General features: G+C 73.9%; 14 protein-coding genes. 13 read left to right on the forward strand and 1 reads right to left on the reverse strand.

Features of this window, described 5'->3' with window-relative positions:
* Positions 1 to 291 precede the first annotated feature (291 nt).
* From ACFIF2_RS04795 to ggt, 9 genes are all read left to right on the forward strand, one after another.
* Positions 292 to 1,404: a SagB family peptide dehydrogenase gene (locus ACFIF2_RS04795; RefSeq protein ID WP_395571210.1), complete on the forward strand. Its 1,113-nt coding sequence runs from the start codon at positions 292 to 294 to the stop codon at positions 1,402 to 1,404.
* Positions 1,401 to 2,438 carry an alanine racemase gene (locus ACFIF2_RS04800; RefSeq protein WP_395571211.1) on the forward strand — a complete coding sequence of 346 codons (1,038 nt, stop codon included), beginning with the start codon at positions 1,401 to 1,403 and terminating at the stop codon, positions 2,436 to 2,438. The genes ACFIF2_RS04795 and ACFIF2_RS04800 overlap by 4 nt, the downstream gene beginning before the upstream one ends.
* Positions 2,435 to 3,667 carry an MFS transporter gene (locus ACFIF2_RS04805; RefSeq protein ID WP_395571212.1) on the forward strand — a complete coding sequence of 411 codons (1,233 nt, stop codon included), beginning with the start codon at positions 2,435 to 2,437 and terminating at the stop codon, positions 3,665 to 3,667. The genes ACFIF2_RS04800 and ACFIF2_RS04805 overlap by 4 nt, the downstream gene beginning before the upstream one ends.
* Before the next feature lie 7 nt (positions 3,668 to 3,674).
* The gene (locus ACFIF2_RS04810; protein ID WP_395571213.1) at positions 3,675 to 4,958 is read left to right on the forward strand and encodes a trans-sulfuration enzyme family protein; all 1,284 of its coding nucleotides are present in this window, start codon (positions 3,675 to 3,677) and stop codon (positions 4,956 to 4,958) included.
* A 46-nt stretch (positions 4,959 to 5,004) separates the two neighbouring features.
* On the forward strand, positions 5,005 to 6,150 hold the full coding sequence (locus ACFIF2_RS04815) for an OsmC family peroxiredoxin (RefSeq protein WP_395571214.1): 1,146 nt from the start codon (positions 5,005 to 5,007) through the stop codon (positions 6,148 to 6,150).
* A complete protein-coding gene (gene cysC / locus ACFIF2_RS04820; protein WP_395571215.1) occupies positions 6,147 to 6,737 on the forward strand; it encodes an adenylyl-sulfate kinase in 591 nt (196 codons plus the stop codon). The genes ACFIF2_RS04815 and cysC overlap by 4 nt, the downstream gene beginning before the upstream one ends.
* On the forward strand, positions 6,734 to 7,666 hold the full coding sequence (gene cysD / locus ACFIF2_RS04825; RefSeq protein ID WP_395571216.1) for a sulfate adenylyltransferase subunit CysD: 933 nt from the start codon (positions 6,734 to 6,736) through the stop codon (positions 7,664 to 7,666). Before cysC ends, cysD begins: the two co-directional genes overlap by 4 nt.
* Complete coding sequence (locus ACFIF2_RS04830) at positions 7,666 to 8,973, forward strand: sulfate adenylyltransferase subunit 1 (protein WP_395571217.1); 1,308 nt, start codon at positions 7,666 to 7,668, stop codon at positions 8,971 to 8,973. The genes cysD and ACFIF2_RS04830 overlap by 1 nt, the downstream gene beginning before the upstream one ends.
* Before the next feature lie 148 nt (positions 8,974 to 9,121).
* Entirely contained in the window at positions 9,122 to 10,948 is a 1,827-nt protein-coding gene (ggt, locus tag ACFIF2_RS04835) for a gamma-glutamyltransferase (RefSeq protein WP_395571218.1), read from the forward strand.
* Positions 10,949 to 10,954: 6 nt separating this feature from the next.
* Here the strand turns inward: ggt and ACFIF2_RS04840 are convergent, their stop codons facing one another.
* Complete coding sequence (locus tag ACFIF2_RS04840; protein WP_395571219.1) at positions 10,955 to 13,483, reverse strand: ATP-dependent Clp protease ATP-binding subunit; 2,529 nt, start codon at positions 13,481 to 13,483, stop codon at positions 10,955 to 10,957.
* Positions 13,484 to 13,694: 211 nt separating this feature from the next.
* On the opposite strand from ACFIF2_RS04840, the gene ACFIF2_RS04845 reads away from it, so the two are divergent.
* The 4 genes from ACFIF2_RS04845 to ACFIF2_RS04860 all read left to right on the forward strand — a co-directional run bounded on the left by ACFIF2_RS04845 (position 13,695) and on the right by ACFIF2_RS04860 (position 17,899).
* The gene (locus tag ACFIF2_RS04845; RefSeq protein WP_395571220.1) at positions 13,695 to 13,946 is read left to right on the forward strand and encodes a helix-turn-helix domain-containing protein; all 252 of its coding nucleotides are present in this window, start codon (positions 13,695 to 13,697) and stop codon (positions 13,944 to 13,946) included.
* A 128-nt stretch (positions 13,947 to 14,074) separates the two neighbouring features.
* Positions 14,075 to 15,586, forward strand: a complete 1,512-nt coding sequence (locus tag ACFIF2_RS04850) for a hypothetical protein (RefSeq protein WP_395571221.1) — start codon at positions 14,075 to 14,077, stop codon at positions 15,584 to 15,586.
* 190 nt (positions 15,587 to 15,776) lie between these two features.
* Positions 15,777 to 16,619, forward strand: a complete 843-nt coding sequence (locus ACFIF2_RS04855; RefSeq protein WP_395571222.1) for a nitrilase-related carbon-nitrogen hydrolase — start codon at positions 15,777 to 15,779, stop codon at positions 16,617 to 16,619.
* Positions 16,616 to 17,899 (forward strand): aspartate aminotransferase family protein, encoded by a 1,284-nt coding sequence (locus ACFIF2_RS04860; protein WP_395571223.1) that lies wholly within the window; start codon positions 16,616 to 16,618, stop codon positions 17,897 to 17,899. The genes ACFIF2_RS04855 and ACFIF2_RS04860 overlap by 4 nt, the downstream gene beginning before the upstream one ends.
* Positions 17,900 to 17,906: the final 7 nt, after the last annotated feature.

Raw genomic sequence — 17,906 nt, forward strand, 5'->3', positions numbered from 1 at the left:
GCCTCGAAAAGGGATGGAAAAGGGCTGGAAAACCGTCACGTATTCCTTCTTGAACGCCGATGGGTGCCGTGTTTAGATGACTGGGCAATTCGGTCCGTCACCCGTTGAGGGTACTTATCTGAGGAGTGAATATGCAGCACACCGAAACGCAGGACCTCGCATTCGAGATCCTCGTCGAGGACGAGTACGAGGCCGCGCAGCACTGTCTGATCCCCACCTGCGCCTGAGCGCACGGCCGCCGCCCGGGCCCGCCCGGGCGGCGGACCACTCATCGCCGAGGAGGCCGAACCGATGCGGGTACGCGTCTCGCGCCTGTTGATCTTCACGTGCAGGAACGGGCAGCTCGTCTGCGACGATCCGGTGGACCACCGCCAGTTCGCCCTGCGACCCGCGGTGTGGGCCCTGCTGCCTCGGTACACGGCGTGGCAGGAGCCCCAGGAGGCCGACACCCTCGTGGTCAAGCAGCTCCTGGAAGCCGGCCTGCTGATCGAGGAGGGCTCGCCCGAGCACCGGCGCGAGGAGACCCTCGGCCCCTGGCGCACCTGGGGCACCGCCGTCACCTACTTCCACCTGGCCACCCGCACTCACGACGACGAGCGCTTCGTCTCCGCGGCCGAGGACACCGCCCGGCTCCGCGAGAAGGGCGAACGGGAGCCCCAGCCCCAGCCGTTCAAGCGCTACGACACCGAACCGGTCGCCCTCCCCGCCCCGGACCCGCTGACCCTGGAACTCGGCCGGGCGCTGCGGCGCCGGCGCACCACCCGGCGCTTCGCGGCCGGCCACCCGCTGAGCGTCCGGCGGCTGAGCACCCTGCTCCACTGGACGGGCGGGGTCCAGCACCGCGTGGACCTGCCCGGCTTCGGCGTCTCCCTGCTGAAGGCGAGCCCCTCCGGCGGATCCCGCCACCCCGTCGAGATCTACCCGGTGATCCGCTCGGCCGTCGGCATACCTCCGGGCCTCTACCACTACGCCCCGGACATCCACGCCCTGGAGCCCCTGCGCGAGGAACCGCCGGCCGACGAGGAGATCCTGCACTGGTGCGGCGACCAGAGCTTCACCGCCCGCGCCCCCGTGCTGTTCCTGTACACGGCGGTCCTGGAGCGCTCGGCGTGGAAGTACCCGATGGGCAGGACCTACCGCGCGCTCTTCGCCGACCTCGGCCACCTCAGCCAGACGGCCTACCTCGCCGGCACGGCACTGGACCTGGGGGTCTTCTTCACCGCCGCGATCCGCGACGAGACCGTGGAACGCGAACTGGACCTGCACTGGAACAGCGAGATCCCCCTCGGTGTCAGCGGCTTCGGCGTCCCCGACCCCCAGGAGGCCGAACGGCAGACCGCGATGCTCGACGGTGGCCCCACGGGCTTCTCCTACCCTCGCGACGCCTGGGACGGCCTGGAGTGAACCGCACCCCCGACGACAGCCCCGTCCAGGTTTTGATCGACCTCGCCCGCGTCGACCGGAACCTGCGCCGGCTGCACACCCGGGCGGCCCGGCACGGCGTCCGGGTCCGCGCCCACGTCAAGGGACACCGCACCGCCGAACTCGCGCTGCGCCAGTGCGCGGCGGGCGCCGTGGGCGTCGCGGTCACGCAGCTCGCACAGGCCCGCCAGTACGTCGCGGCCGGCATCCGCGAGGTGGTGATCGCCCACCCGTGGCCCGAACCGTTCAGGTGGCGCGAGACCGCCGAACTGGCCCGCCACTGCCGGGTGTCCGCGCACGTCGACAGCGAGGCGGCCGTCGCGGGGATCGCCGACGCCGCCGACCGGCTCGGTGTCACCGTCGGCGTCCGGGTGCAGCTCGGCACCGGCCTCGACGCCACCGCCACACCCGACGACCGGATCCTCGCCGTGGCCCGGGCGGCGGCCGCCCGCTCCTCGCTGCGCCTCGACGGCGTCACCGCCTACCAGGCGCTGCTCACCGCCGCCGACGCCGAGGACCCGGCCGCGGTCGGCCGCGCGACGGCCGCCTACGCCGTACGGACCGCCGCACTGCTGCGAAGGGCGGGCCTGCCTTGCCCGGACGTCGCCGTCGGAGGCACTCCCACCGCCGAGGGGGCCCTCACCGAACCCGGCGTCACCGAGATCTGCTCGGGGGCGTACGCCCTGTACGACGGGGGCATGCTCGCGGCCGGCGCCTGCACCCCGCAGGACGTGGCCGTGACCGTCGTCGCGACGGACCGGGAGGCGGCGGACCGTGTGCTCGACCAGCACCCCTACCCGTGGCAGCGCGCCGCCGACCACCGGCGGCTCGCCGGCACGGCACCGCCGGGCACCCGGCTCGTCCCGCCGCACATCTGCGCCCTCACCCCGCAGATCCGCACGGTCACGGTGTACGAACACGACGAGGAACGGCACATCGGCATATGGCAGGTACTCAACGCCCAGGACGCGATACCGGCACCGCCGGCGGGGTCCGCCCCGCGGCGCGGGAGTTGAGCGGCACCGCCGCCCGCACCGGCGCCCTCGACGTGCTGCGCCGGCGCCCCTTCCGGCTGCTCTTCGTCGCCCAGGCCGGCTCGTCGCTCGGCGACTTCCTCGTCGCGCCCGCGCTCGCCTTCGCGGTTCTGGACCTCGGCGGCTCGGCCGCCGGCCTCGGGCTGATCCTCGCCGCCCGCGTGGTGCCCCTCACCATGTTCATGCTCCTCGGGGGAGTGCTCGCCGACCGGCTGCCCCGCCGCAAGGTGATGCTCGCCGGCGACCTGGCCCGGCTCCTGAGCCAGGGCGTCACCGCCGTCCTGGTGCTCGGCGGCGACGCCTCCCTGTGGCATCTGGCGGCCCTGCAGGCCGTGCACGGCACCGCCGGCGCGCTGTTCACGCCGGCCGTGACCGGGCTCGTGCAGGAGTGCGTCCCGCCGTCCCAGCGGCAGGCCGCCAACGCCCTGCGCGGCATGTCCCATTCGGCCGCCATGATCGCGGGACCTCTGCTGGCCACCCTGCTCGTCCTCACCGTCGGCACGGGCTGGGCCATCGCCGCCGACGCCGCGACCTACGCCGTCAGCGCCTTCTGCCTGGCCCGCCTGGACGTGGCCGGCGAGGCCACCGTCCCCGCCGGCCGCGGCGGGCGCATGCTCCGGGAACTGCGCGACGGCTGGCGCGAGTTCACCTCCCGCACGTGGATCTGGTCGGTCATCGTCACCGCCTCCCTGAGCAACATGCTGTACGCCGTCTTCACCGTCCTCGGCCCCGTCCTCAGCGAACGCGAACTCGGCGGACGCGGCGTCTGGGGTCTGATCCTCACCGCCTTCGGAACCGGAGCCGTCCTCGGCGGCGCCGGCGCCCTGTGGCTGCGCCCGCGCCACACGCTGCGCCTCGGCCTCCTGGCCACCGCCCTGTTCGCCGCGCCGCCCCTGGTCCTGTCCCAGGTCTCCGACGCCGCGTCCGCCGCGGCGGCGGCCTTCGTCGGCGGCGCCGGCCTCATGCTGTTCAACCCGCTGTGGGAGACCACCCTCCAGGCGGGCGTCCCCGCTTCCGCGCTGTCCCGGGTCAGCGCCTACGAATGGTTCGGCTCCTACGCCGCCCAGCCCGTCGGGCTGATGCTCGCCGGACCGGTGGCCGCCCAGGCCGGCACGCGCACCACCCTGCTCGCCGCCGGGCTGGCCCAACTGGCCGTCAGCCTCGCCCCCCTCGCCCTGCGCGACGTCCGCAGCCACACCGTCGAAAGGTAGGACACCGATGACCCGATCCCAGGGCTCACCTTCCGGAGCCGGTCAGGACCGCCCCTGGATGAACGCCCTCGGCCGCGGACGGGTGCCGGGCCCCCGGCTGCCCCAGCAGCGGGTCGTGGACGGCACCGGCCCCAGCACCCGCAGCGTCCACGCCGGCACCTACGAGGACCCGGTCACCGGCGCCGTCGGCACCCCGGTCTTCCAGACCAGCACGTTCACCTTCAGCGAGGACACCTACCAGGCCTTCGACCAGGGCCACATCAGGGACGTGCCGATCTACGGACGCTACGGCAGCCCCAACCAGTGGGCCGTGCAGGAGAAGATCGCCGCGCTGGAGAACGCGGAGAGCGCCCTGCTGTTCTCCTCCGGCATGGCCGCCATCACCACGACGCTGCTGGCCCTCACCAACCGGGGCGGGCACATCGTCTCCTCCCGCGACGTCTACGGCGGCACCTTCAACCTGCTGCGTGAGGACATGCACCAGCTCGGCCGCGAGGTCACCTTCACCGACCCGGTCGACATGGACGCCATCCGCGCCGCCGTGCGGGACGACACCCAGGTGCTGTTCTTCGAGACCCTGACCAACCCGCTCCTGAAGGCCGCCCCGCTCACCGAACTCGGCCGGTTCGCGCGGGACAGGGACATCCTGCTGGTCGTCGACGGGACCTTCCTCCCACCGGTGTGCCTGCGCGCCCTGGAACACGGCGCGCACCTCGTCGTGCACAGCGCCACCAAGTACCTCAACGGGCACAGCGACGTGACGGCCGGCGTCGTCGCCGGACCCCGCAAGTACGTCGACCGGATCTGGGCCCAGATGCTGAAGTTCGGCGGCTCGCTCGACGCGATGATGTGCTACCTGCTGGAACGCGGACTCAAGACCCTGGCCCTCAGGATGCGCCGGCACAGTGAGACCTCCACGGTCCTCGCCGCGTTCCTCGCCGGGCACCCCGCGGTCCGCGGGGTGCACCACCCCTCCCTGCCCGACTACCCCTACCCGTGGCTGCGCGAGATGGCGCCCGACGGCTTCGGCGGCATGGTCTCCTTCGAGCTCCACGGCGGCGACGAGGCCGCGCTCAAGCTCCTCGACCGGCTGCGCCTGCCCGTGGTCGCCACCAGCCTCGGCGGAGTGGAGTCCCTGGTCAGTCTGCCCTTCAACACCTCCCACAGCTTCCTGACCACCCGCCAGCGGGCCGAGGTCGGCATCGCCCCGGGGCTGGTGCGGTTCTCGGCCGGGATCGAGGACGCCGAGGACCTCGTCGACGACCTCGACCAGGCGCTCGGCGGCCTGTGACCCGGCCGCAGACACGCGCGACCCGCCAGGGAAAGGACCCAGCAGCATGCGCAACGGACTGAACGTCTCCGGAGTGTCGGAGATGGTGCACGAGATCCGGGAGATCCCCGAGGAAGCCGTCGCACGCTTCGCGGTGGGCTCACCCGCCGGGGCCCGGGCCCCGGGAACCGTCACCTCCCGCACCCTCACCGCCCGCAACGGCACCGTACGGGTGGCCCGCGACTTCCGGCTCGGACACCGCACCACCCTCCCCGCCGACGACACCGCGAGCCCCCTGCCCACCCCGTACGAGTCGGCGCTCGCCGCCGTCGCCGCCTGCGTCCTGGTGACCTCCGTCAACGGCTACACCGCGCGCGGCGTCACGATCGACGCGATGTCCGTCACCGCCCGCGCCGGCCTCGCGCTCGACGCGGCAGGCCGGCCCGTCCCCGGCCGACCGCTCGACGACATCGCCTGGCGGTGCGACGTCGACTGCGAGGCGGACCCCGACACCGCCCGCTCCATCAACCGCCTGGTGACCGCCTTCAGCCCGAACCACCGGGTCGTCCTCGACGAGGCCCCGCCCGACACCGCCGTCCTCCTCGGCCCCGACGGCCGGACCACCCCCCTCGCCCTCCCCGCGCCCGCGGCGCCGCCACCCCCGGCACCCGACCGGCGCACCACCGTCGAGGCCACCGTGACCTGGGAGTACGGATCCGAGGGCCGCTACGTCAGCACCGTCGGCGAGGCCGGCGCGCACGCCCGGTCGGGTCCCTGGGGAGTGGACCAGGCCAAACAGATGCTGGGCATCGACCGGGCCCCGAACTCGCAGGAGATCCTGCTCGCCGCGCTCTGCGCCGAACTGACCGCCCTCCTGCCCGCCGACGCCGTACGGCTGCGGGCCGCGGGGCTCCTCGACACCCGCGGCATGCTCAACGTCACCCGCGAGGCCCCCAGCCGCTTCCACGGCCTGACCCTGGAAGCCGTCGCCCCCGACCTGTCCGCGGCCGCCCTGTCCCGCGCCCTCGCGGACTCCGTGCTCCTCGCCACCCTCACCGCGCCCCGCACGGTCGACGTCGACCTGTGGCTCGCCGGACGCCACGTGGCCTCCGAGCGCTCCGTGACCGCCGACGCGGAGGCCGTCCGCGACGAACTGACCCGCAGGGCCCGGCAACAGAGCGGCCAGGACGACCGCCGGGAGGGCCGGTCATGACGACGCGGACCGGCGGACAGGGCGGCGCGGCGACCGGCCCGGTCTGCTCGTGCCGGCCCGGCGCCACGGTGTGGCTGACCGGTCTGCCCAGCTCCGGCAAGAGCACCCTCGCCCGTGAGCTGGCCGCGCTGCTGCGCGCGAGGGCCCGGCGGGTGGAGGTGCTCGACGGCGACCGGCTCCGCCGGGTCCTCTCACCGGACCTGGGCTTCAGCCGCGCCGACCGGGACACCAACGTCCAGCGCATCGGCGTGATGGCCGAGGTGCTCGCGCGCAACGGCGTCCTGGCCCTCGTCCCCGTCATCGCCCCGTACGCCGACAGCCGCGCCGCCGTCCGCGAACGCCACCGCGCCACCAACACCTCCTACCTGGAGATCCATGTGGCCGCCCCCGTGGAGGTGTGCGCGGCACGCGACGTGAAGGGTCTGTACGCCCGCCGGGCGGCGGGCGAGATCAGCGGACTGACCGGCGTCGACGACCCCTACGAGGCACCCGGCTCCCCCGATCTGCGCGTGCGCACCCACACCCAGTCCGTCCAGGAGTCCGCGGCCGCCGTGCACCGGCTGTTCGCCGAACGGGGGCTGGCATGACGGCCCCGCGCCCGCGGCGGGCGACGCCACGTCCGTACACGCTCTCCCACCTGGACTGGCTGGAGTCCGAGGCCGTGCACATCCTGCGGGAGGTGGCGGGCGAGTTCGACCGGCCCGTGATCCTCTTCTCCGGGGGCAAGGACTCCATGGTCGTGGTGCACCTGGCGCTCAAGGCGTTCGCCCCGGCCCCCGTCCCCATGCCCCTGCTGCACGTGGACACCGGACACAACTTCCCCGAGGTCATCGCCTTCCGGGACCGGGTGGCGGCAGAGCACGGCCTGGTCCTGCACGTGGCCCGGGTCCAGGACTGGATAGACCGCGGGCTGCTGCGTGAACGCCCCGACGGCACCCGCAACCCGCTGCAGACCCTCCCGCTGACGGAGACGATCCGCGCCGAGCGGTTCGACGCGGTGTTCGGCGGCGCGCGCCGGGACGAGGAGAAGGCCCGGGCCAAGGAGCGGGTGTTCTCGCTGCGCGACGAGTTCTCCCAGTGGGACCCGCGCCGCCAGCGCCCCGAGCTGTGGAACCTGTACAACGGCCGACACGCGCCCGGCGAGCACGTCCGCGTCTTCCCGCTCTCCAACTGGACCGAGCTGGACGTGTGGCAGTACATCGCGCGCGAGGGCATCGCGCTGCCGGAGATCTACTTCTCCCACAGCCGGAAGGTCTTCTCCCGTGCCGGCATGTGGCTGACGGAGGGAGCGTGGGGCGGTCCCACCGCGGACGAACCGGTGACGGCCCGCCGGATCCGCTACCGCACGGTCGGCGACATGTCCTGCACGGGCGCCGTCGACTCCCGGGCCGGCGACGTCCAGGAGGTCATCGCCGAGATCTCCCGGTCCCGGATCACCGAGCGCGGCGCGACCCGCGCCGACGACAGGCTCTCCGAGTCCGCCATGGAGGACCGCAAGCGCGAGGGGTACTTCTGATGAGCACCGTGCACACACCGCCGGACGTGGACACCCTGCGCTTCGCGACGGCCGGCTCCGTGGACGACGGCAAGTCCACGCTGGTGGGGCGCCTGCTGTACGACTCCAAGTCCGTCCTGGCCGACCAGTGGGAGGCGGTGACCCGGGCCTCGCGCACGGCGGCACCCGATCTGGCGCTGCTGACGGACGGACTGCGGGCGGAACGCGAACAGGGCATCACCATCGACGTCGCCTACCGCTACTTCGCCACGCCCCGGCGCCGGTTCATCCTCGCCGACACACCCGGCCATGTGCAGTACACCCGCAACATGGTCACCGGCACCTCCACCGCGGACCTCGTCGTCGTCCTGGTCGACGCCCGCAAGGGGGTGGTCGCGCAGACCCGCAGACACCTCGCGATCGCCGCGCTGCTCCGCGTCCCGCACGTGGTGCTGGCGGTGAACAAGATGGACCTGGCCGGCTACGCGGAAGCGGTGTTCGCCCCCCTCGCCGAGGAGTTCACGGCGTTCGCGCGGGCGTCGGGCGGGCCCGAGGTCACCGCCGTCCCGATCTCCGCCCTGGAGGGCGACAACATCGTGCGCCGTTCCGCCGCCATGGGCTGGTACGACGGCCCCACCGTCCTCGAACACCTGGAGACCGTCCCGGCCGGACACGATCCGGCACAGGCCCCGGCGCGCTTCCCCGTGCAGTACGTGATCCGGCCCCGCACGGCGGCCCACCCCGACTACCGCGGCTACGCGGGCCAGCTCGCGGCCGGCGTCCTGCGGACCGGCGACCCGGTGACCGTGCTCCCGTCCGGCCGCACCTCGACCGTGACCGGGATCGACCTGCTGGGCACGCCGGTCGACGAGGCGCGCGCCCCGCAGTCGGTGACCGTCCTGCTCGCGGACGACCTCGACATCGCGCGCGGCGACCTGATCGTCCCCTCCGCGTCCGCGCCGGCCACCCGCCGGGACGTCCGGGCGACCGTCTGCCACGTCGCCGACACTCCGCTCACCGTCGGGCAGCGGGTCCTCGTCCGGCACACGACGCGGACCGTGCGGGCGAGGGTCGAGGAGATCCCGTCCTGCCTCGCACCGGACGACCTGTCCCAGCGCCCGGATCCCGGACGGCTGCTCGCCAACGACATCGGCGGCGTCCGGCTGCGCACCGCCGAGCCGCTGGCCCTCGACGCCTACGCCGACTCCCGCCGCACCGGTTCCTTCCTCCTGATCGACCCGGCCGACGGCACGACACTCGCCGCCGGCATGGCGCTCGCCCCGCACACCGCCGACCCGGCCTTCGAGCGGGGAGGCGGCTGGAGGTAGGGACGGGCGAGCCGGCCATGGGCGCGCATGCCGGCGGGCGTCGGCACACCCGTGCCGACGGGCCGGGACACGCGTGCTTCCCGTGTGCTCCTGACGCGCCCATGACGATCAACTAAGCTGCCCGAACGGCCTTTCCCTGGAGGTGCGGATGCGTCGCCCTGTCGCACGGAATCTGACGGTCCTGGCGGTCTCGGCCGCCGTGGTGTCGGTGGGAGCGGCGGCGCCACCGCCCACGGCTCCCGGCGGGCCCGACACCGCACACCACGGGCCCGCCACCGCGAAGACCCCGGTCGCCGTCGGGCACGGCGGCGCGGTCGCCAGTGTCGACCCGGACGCCTCCGCGGCCGGCATCGAGGTGCTGCGCAAGGGCGGCAACGCCGTCGACGCGGCCGTCGCCACCGCCGCCGCCCTCGGCGTCACCGAGCCCTACTCCGCCGGCATCGGCGGGGGCGGCTACTTCGTCTACTACGACGCCAAGTCCCGTACCGTACGCACCATCGACGGCCGCGAGACCGCGCCGCTGAGCGCCGACGAGAAGCTCTTCACCGAGAACGGCAAGCCGATCGCCTTCGCCGAAGCCGTCAGCAGCGGCCTCGCCGTCGGCACCCCGGGCACGCCCGCCACCTGGCGGGCCGCGCTCGACGCGTGGGGCAGCAGCAAGCTCTCCTCCGTCCTGAAGCCCGCCGAGCGCCTGGCCCGCCAGGGTTTCACCGTGGACGACACCTTCCGCTCCCAGACCGCCGCCAACGAGCAGCGGTTCCGCCACTTCCCGGACACCGCCGAGCTGTTCCTGCCCGGCGGTGAACTCCCGGTCGTGGGCTCCACGTTCAAGAACCCGGACCTCGCGCGCACCTACAAGGAGCTGGCCCGCGAGGGCGTCGGCGCGCTGTACCACGGTGAGCTGGGCGAGGACGTCGTCGACACCGTCAACGAGCCGCCCGTCGATCCGGGCTCCGGCTGGAACGCCCGCCCCGGCGACCTGACCGCCGAGGACCTCGCCGCCTACGAGGCCAAGTTCCAGGCCCCCACCCGGACCTCGTACCGTGGCCTCGGCGTGTACTCCATCGCGCCCTCCTCCTCCGGCGGCACCACGGTCGGCGAGGCCCTCAACATCCTGGAGCGCACCGACCTCTCCACGGCGAGCAAGGCCCGCTACCTGCACCGCTTCATCGAGGCGAGCCGCATCGCGTTCGCCGACCGGGGACGCTGGGTCGGTGACCCGGCCTTCGAGGACGTACCGGCGAAGGAACTCCTGTCGCAGCGGTACGCCGACTCGCGCGCGTGCCTGATCAAGGACGACGCGGCGCTCACCAGCCCCCTCGCTCCCGGCGACCCCCGCGACCCGGCGCCCTGCGCGGGCGGCGGCACGGCGGCGCCGACGACGTACGAGGGCGAGAACACCACGCACCTCACGACGGCGGACAAGTGGGGGAACGTCGTCGCCTACACCCTCACCATCGAGCAGACCGGCGGCAGCGGCATCACCGTGCCCGGCCGGGGCTTCCTGCTCAACAACGAGCTGACCGACTTCTCCTTCGCCCCCGCCAACCCGGCCGTCCACGACCCGAACCTGCCCGGCCCCGGCAAGCGCCCGCGTTCGTCGATCGCGCCGACCATCGTCCTGGACGAGCACCGCAGGCCGGTCGTCGCGGTCGGCTCGCCCGGCGGCGCCACCATCATCACCACCGTCCTGCAGACCCTCACCGGCTTCCTCGACCGCGGACTCCCGCTGGTCGACGCGATCGCCGCGCCGCGCGCCAGCCAGCGCAACGCCGCGCAGACCGAGCTGGAACCCGGCCTCTACGACAGCGGCCTGCGCGGGGAACTGGAGGCCCTCGGGCACTCCTTCAAGGCGAACCCCGAGATCGGCGCGGCGACCGGCGTGCAGCGGCTGCCGGACGGCAGGTGGCTCGCCGCCGCCGAGAAGGTACGGCGCGGCGGCGGCTCGGCGATGGTGGTCAGGCCCGCCCGGTAGCGCGGGTCACAGCTCGGGGACGGGCCGCTCGGGCGTCCGGAACGCCAGCCGCCCGTCCTCGACGTCGACCGTCACCCGGCCGCCCTCCGCGATCCGGCCGTCCAGCAGCAGCCGGGACAGCTCGTTGTCGACCTCCCGCTGGATGGTGCGGCGCAGCGGCCGGGCGCCGTACTCCGGCTGGTAGCCGCGCTCGGCGATCCAGTCCACCGCCGCGTCGGTGAAGTCGACGGTGATGTCCTGCGCCTTCACCATGCGACGGGTCTGCTCGAGCAGCAGGCTGGTGATCTGCCGCAGCTGCTCGCCGCTGAGCTGGCGGAAGACGACGATCTCGTCGATGCGGTTGAGGAACTCGGGCCGGAAGTGCTCGCGCAGCGGGCGCATCACCTGCTCGCGCCGGGCCTCCTCGTCGGCCTCCGAACCGCCGGAGCCGAAGCCGATGCCCGCACCGCGCCGCGTGATCACGTCCGAGCCGAGGTTGCTGGTCATCACGACGACCGTGTTGGTGAAGTCGACCGTCCGGCCCTGCGAGTCGGTCAGCCGGCCGTCGTCCAGGACCTGGAGCAGGATGTTGAAGACGTCGGGATGCGCCTTCTCCACCTCGTCCAGCAGGAGCAGCGAGTACGGGTGCCGGCGCACCACCTCGGTGAGCTGGCCGGCCTCCTCGTGGCCGACGTAGCCGGGCGGGGCGCCGACCAGGCGGCTGACCGTGTGACGCTCCTGGTATTCGCTCATGTCGAGTCGCACCATCCGGTCCTCGCTGCCGAACAGCGCCTCGGCCAGCGCCCGGGCCAGCTCCGTCTTGCCGACGCCGGTCGGGCCGAGGAAGAGGAAGCTGCCGATGGGCCGGTCGGGGCTGGCGAGCCCGGCGCGGGAGCGCAGGACGGCGTCGGAGACGACCCGGACGGCCTCCTCCTGGCCGACCACCCGTTCGTGCAGGTGGGACTCCAGGCCCAGCAGCCGGTCCTTCTCCTCCTGGGTCAGGCTGCTGACCGGGATGCCGGTCTGCCGGGACACCACCTCGGCGATGGACTCGGTGCCGACCACCAGGTTCAGGCCCTCGTCGGCCTCGCCGCCTCCGTCGGCCTCGGTGATCCGCTGCTTCAGCTCGGTGATCCGGTCGCGCAGCTGCATGGCCTGCTCGTACTGCTCGTCCGCGACCGCCTGGTCCTTGTCCCGGATCAGCTGGTCCACCTCGCGCTCCATGGTCCGCACGTCCGTGCCCTTGGTCCGGGCGCGCAGGCGGACCCGGGCACCGGCCTGGTCGATCAGGTCGATCGCCTTGTCCGGCAGCCGGCGGTCGGTGAGGTAGCGGTCGGACATCTCCACGGCCGCGACCAGCGCCTCGTCGGTGTAGCGGACCTGGTGGTGGGCCTCGTAGCGGTCGCGCAGGCCGCGCAGGATCTCGATGGCGTCCGCGGTGGTGGGCTCCGGGACCAGGATCGGCTGGAAGCGGCGGGCGAGGGCCGCGTCCTTCTCGATCCGCCGGTACTCCTCCAGCGTGGTGGCGCCCACGATGTGCAGCTCGCCGCGGGCCAGGGCCGGCTTGAGGATGTTCCCGGCGTCCATCGAGCCGCTCTCGCCGCCGCCGCCCGCGCCGACGACGGTGTGCAGCTCGTCGATGAAGACGATCAGCTGGTCGGAGTGGGCGCGGATCTCGCCCACGATGTTGTTCAGGCGCTCCTCGAAGTCACCCCGGAAACGGGTGCCCGCGACCACGCCCGTCAGGTCCAGCGCGACCACCCGCCGCCCGACCAGCACGTCGGGCACGTCGCCGTCGGTGATGCGCTGCGCCAGCCCCTCCACGATGGCGGTCTTGCCGACGCCCGCGTCACCGATCAGCACCGGGTTGTTCTTGCCGCGGCGGGAGAGCACCTCGACGGTCTGCTCGATCTCGTCGTCGCGCCCGATCACCGGGTCGATCCGGCCCTGCTGGGCCAGGTCGGTGAGGTCGCGGCCGTACTTGTCCAGGGTCGGCGTGTTCGTGGTCCGGGCGCTGTCGGCGCGGGTCTTCCCGGCGTCCGGCGCGTCCGTCGGCAGGCCCGACGGCGCGAACCGGGCCTCGTTCAGGATGTGCCCGGCGGCCGAGTCCGGGTTGGCGGCCAGGGCGCTGAGCACGTGCTCCGGGCCGATGTAGCCGGTGCCCGTCTGCCGGGCCAGCTCGTGCGCGTCCAGCAGCGCGCGCTTGACGGCGGGGGTGAGCGAGAGCGACGTCGGCGGCGGGGCCTCGCCCGGCGCGTGCTGCACGGGACCGCTGCGCTCGTCGATCTGCGACGCCAGCGAGTCGGGGTCGGCGCCGGCCCGGCTCAGCAGACCCCGGGTCGGCTCGGTGGAGAGGGCGGCCCGCAGCAGGTGCTGGGTGTCCAGGTCCCGGCTGCCGTGCTCCGCGGCGTACTGGGCAGCGCCCCGCACCAGCTCCCGGGCCGGCTGGCTGAGCAGGCGGCCGATGTCGATCTGCCTCGGCCTGGGCCCGCCGAAGAAGCGTGCCAGGAATTCCGCGAACGGGTCGCCCTCCGGGCCCATGAAGCCGCTGGTCATCGTGTCCGGTCCTCCGCTGCTTCGCTGATCGACGTGCCGCGGCCGGGTAACCCGGTCGGGGTGGGGTCATGCCCAACATGACACGTTCTGTTCCGGCGGGCATGTTCACCGTGGGGCGGACGCGGCGCTGGAGGCGGGCGCGGACGGGGCCGCGCGAGCGCGTCGGTGCGCGGTGGGGCCGGCCGGGGAGGCCCGGTATTAGAATCACGGTATGGTACGCACCCCCCTGACCCCCGAAGAGCGTGAACGAGGCGAGCGGCTCGGAAAGCTGCTGCGCGCCGCCCGCGGCGACCGGAGCATGGTGGAGGTCGCGGCGAAGGCGGGCGTCTCCGCCGAGACCCTCCGCAAGATCGAGACCGGCCGCGCGCCGACCCCGGCGTTCTTCACGGTGGCCGCGCTGGCCCGTGTGCTGGGGCTGTCCATGGACGACCTCGCGGGGCTGTGCGCGCTCGCCCCGGCGTGAGGGCGTGGTGACGTCACCCGTCGAAAACTCCCCGTAGCCGCGCCGTAACACGGCTGGTGTTCCCTACGTGACCGGAGGGACCGGAGGGACCGGACCGGAATCCTCCCCAGTCGGGCGGGAGTCGAGCGATGGCCGTGGAGCGACGTCCGGTGCGGGTGCGGCAGTTCGCCCAGTACCTGACCGACCTGCTGACGCGCGTGGACCAGGGCGGCGGCTGGTGCGGGGTCTTCTGGCAGCGTGACCCCGACGGCATGCGGGCCTGCCTCGACGGGCGCGAGGTGCCGCCGTGGGACGTGGTGGAGGCGCTGCTCCAGGACTACGCCGGCCGATACGGCGCCCCGGCCGCCGCCGGGGAGGCGGACCGGGCCCGCGCCCTGCACGCCGCCGCGGTCACCGCCCACGACTCCCTGCCGGGGGCCCGGGACGCCCTCGGGGACCGGCTCGACGTGATGCTGCGCGAGCAGCGGTACGCCGCCGAGCGCCAGGCGGAACTGAGCCGCCTGCTCTCCTCGGCCGCCACCCCGGGGGCGGTCGGCCCGGGCACCGCCGACGCCCTCCGCCTCGACCTGGCCTGGGCCCGCGACGACCACGCCCGGGCGACCGCGCGGTGCGCCGAGATCCGGGCCCGGATGGCGGAACTGGACGCCGTTCCCGACGGGCCCGCGGCCCCGCCCACGGCCGTGTCCCCGACACCCGCCGGGCCCGGCGCGCCCCTGCCCGACGCCCCCGTGCCGCCCGTACGCCGGCCCCACCCGGCCCGGCCCGACGACTCCGCTCCTCCGGCGCCCGCGCCCCACGCACCCACACCGGCCGCTCCCCGAACCCCCGAGCCCGCCCCCGCCGCCCCCAAGCCCCGCAGGCGCCGTCGGGGCAGCGCCCGATTCGCCGGGGTCCTGGAGGAGGACCCGGCCCCCGTCGCCGACGCCCCCGGCCACGCGCCCCCGCCCCTCGCCGCCCCGCCGGCCGAACGCACCCCGCGCGGAGCGCGTTTCGCCGGAGCCGCCGAGACCGGGGCCGAGCAGCGGGCGACCCGGCACGAGCCGTCGGCCGCCGAGCCGACGGGGACGGAGCCGTCGGCGCCAAAGCCGTGGGGGAGCGAGCAGGTGGGAACCGCGGACCGCGAAGCGGTCGACCGGCTCGTCGAGGCGCTCGCGCGGCTGCGCGCCGCCGGCCGGAGCGGGGAGGCGCACGCCCTCCTGGCCGAGGCCGCCCACGGACCCGCCGCCCGTTTCCCGCTGCTCGCCGCGCGGCTGGAGCGCGCCGGGCTCGGTGCCGACTGGACGACCCTGCTGTGGGAGTCCGCCTCCCTGCCCGCCGAGCGCCTGGTGGCCGCCGCCGACGCCCTGACCGCCGCCGGACGCGGGGCCGACGGCGAGCGGATCCTGCGCCAGGGCGTCGTCCGCCCCGCCCCCGAGATCGGCGCGGCCGTCCTCGGCCTGGTCGCCCACGACCGGCACCGCGAGGCCCGGGCAATCCTCGACGCCTGCGTCCGCGCCCGCACCCCGCAGGACGCCGCCCGCAGCGCCGAACCCGCCCCGCCGGTCCTCGTGCCGCTGCTGCTGGAAGCGGCCCACGGAGTCTCCGAGGAACGCCACTGGGACCTCCTGCACGCCCTCCGCGTCGCCGGACTGACCGCCTGAGAACCGCACCACCGGCCCCACCGGACCCGCCACTCACCCCCTCGCTCACCCACAGGAGTGCGAATCGCGATCGACACCCCGGCTTGGCGACGATGGTCTTGGCAAGCCCGTCCGGCCAGGCTTACGTTCGTCCCTCTACGGCCCGCTCTACGGGCGTAGAGGCTCTGACGTCGCGTCGAAGGAGCAGCTCATGGCCCACGTCGTACGTGCCGCTCTCGTCCAGGCCACCTGGACCGGCGACACCGAGTCCATGGTGGCGAAACACGAGGAGCACGCCCGCGAGGCGGCCCGGCGGGGGGCCGGGATCATCGGCTTCCAGGAAGTCTTCAACGCCCCCTACTTCTGCCAGGTCCAGGACCCCGCGCACTACCGCTGGGCCGAGCCCGTGCCCGACGGCCCGACCACCCGCCGTATGCGGGCACTCGCGCGGGAGACCGGCATGGTGATCGTCGTCCCCGTCTTCGAGGTCGAGCAGTCCGGCTTCTACTACAACACCGCGGCCGTGATCGACGCCGATGGCACCGTCCTCGGCACCTACCGCAAGCACCACATCCCGCAGGTCGAGGGATTCTGGGAGAAGTTCTACTTCCGTCCCGGCAACCTGGGCTGGCCGGTCTTCGACACCGCCGTCGGCAAGGTCGGCGTCTACATCTGCTACGACCGCCACTTCCCCGAGGGCTGGCGGCAACTCGGCCTCGGCGGTGCCCAGCTGGTCTACAACCCGTCCGCCACCCACCGCGGCCTCTCCGCCCACCTGTGGCGGCTGGAGCAGCCCGCGGCGGCCGTCGCCAACGAGTACTTCGTCGCCGCGATCAACCGGGTCGGGCAGGAGGAGTACGGGGACAACGACTTCTACGGGACGTCGTACTTCGTCGACCCGCGCGGGCAGTTCGTCGGCGACACCGCCAGCGACACCGAGGAGGAACTCGTCGTCCGCGACCTCGACTTCGGCCTCATCGACGAGGTCCGCCAGCAGTGGGCCTTCTACCGCGACCGCCGCCCCGACGCCTACGAAGGGCTGGTGCGGCCGTGACCAGGGACCTGTTCGCGCGACATCGCGCCGTCCTGCCCGACTGGCTCGCCCTGTACTACGAGGACCCGCTGGAGATCACCCACGGCGAGGGCCGCCACGTCTGGGACGCCGCCGGCAACAAGTACCTCGACTTCTTCGGCGGCATCCTGACCACGATGACCGCGCACGCCCTGCCCGAGGTGACCAAGGCGGTGAGCGAGCAGGCCGGGCGGATCATCCACTCCTCGACCCTCTACCTCGACCGGCCCATGGTGGAGCTGGCCGAGCGCGTCGCCCAGCTCTCCGGCATCCCCGACGCCCGCGTCTTCTTCACCACCTCCGGCACCGAGGCCAACGACACCGCCCTGCTGCTCGCCACCACCTACCGGCGCGGCAACACGATCCTGGCGATGCGCAACAGCTACCACGGCCGCAGCTTCGGCAGCGTCGGCGTCACCGGCAACCGCGGCTGGTCCCCGACCTCGCTCTCCCCGCTCCAGACGCTCTACGTCCACGGCGGCGTACGCACCCGCGGCCCCTACGCGCACCTGGACGACCGGGACTTCATCGACGCCTGCGTCGCGGACCTGAAGGACCTCCTCGGCCACACCCGTCCGCCCGCCGCGCTGATCGCCGAACCCGTGCAGGGCGTCGGCGGCTTCACCTCCCCGCCGGACGGCCTGTACGCGGCCTTCCGCGAGGTGCTGCGCGAGCGGGGCATCCTGTGGATCGCCGACGAGGTGCAGACCGGCTGGGGCCGCACCGGCGAGCACTTCTGGGGTTGGCAGGCCCACGCGAGGAACGGCCCGCCCGACATCGTGACCTTCGCCAAGGGCATCGGCAACGGCATGTCGATCGGCGGTGTCATCGCCCGCGCCGAGATCATGAACTGCCTGGACGCCAACAGCATCTCCACCTTCGGCGGCACCCAGGTCACCATGGCGGCCGGCCTCGCCAACCTCACCTACCTGCTGGAGCACGACCTCCAGGGCAACGCCCGGCGCGTCGGCGGGCTGCTCATCGAGCGGCTGCGGGGCGTCGCCGCCCAGGTGCCGCACGTACGGGAGGTGCGCGGGCGCGGGCTGATGATCGGCGTCGAGCTGACCCGGCCCGGCACCGACGAGGCCGCGCCCGAGGCCGTCTCCGCCGTACTGGAGGAGGCCCGCGCGGGCGGGCTGCTGGTCGGCAAGGGCGGCGGCCACAGCACCAGCGTCCTGCGCGTCGCACCCCCGATGTCCCTCACCGTCGCGGAGGCCGAGGAGGGCGCCGCGATCCTCGAACGCGCTCTGCGGAGCCTGTGACGGCCGT

The sequence above is a fragment of the Streptomyces sp. BK79 genome (assembly GCF_044142145.1).
Taxonomy (GTDB): domain Bacteria; phylum Actinomycetota; class Actinomycetes; order Streptomycetales; family Streptomycetaceae; genus Streptomyces.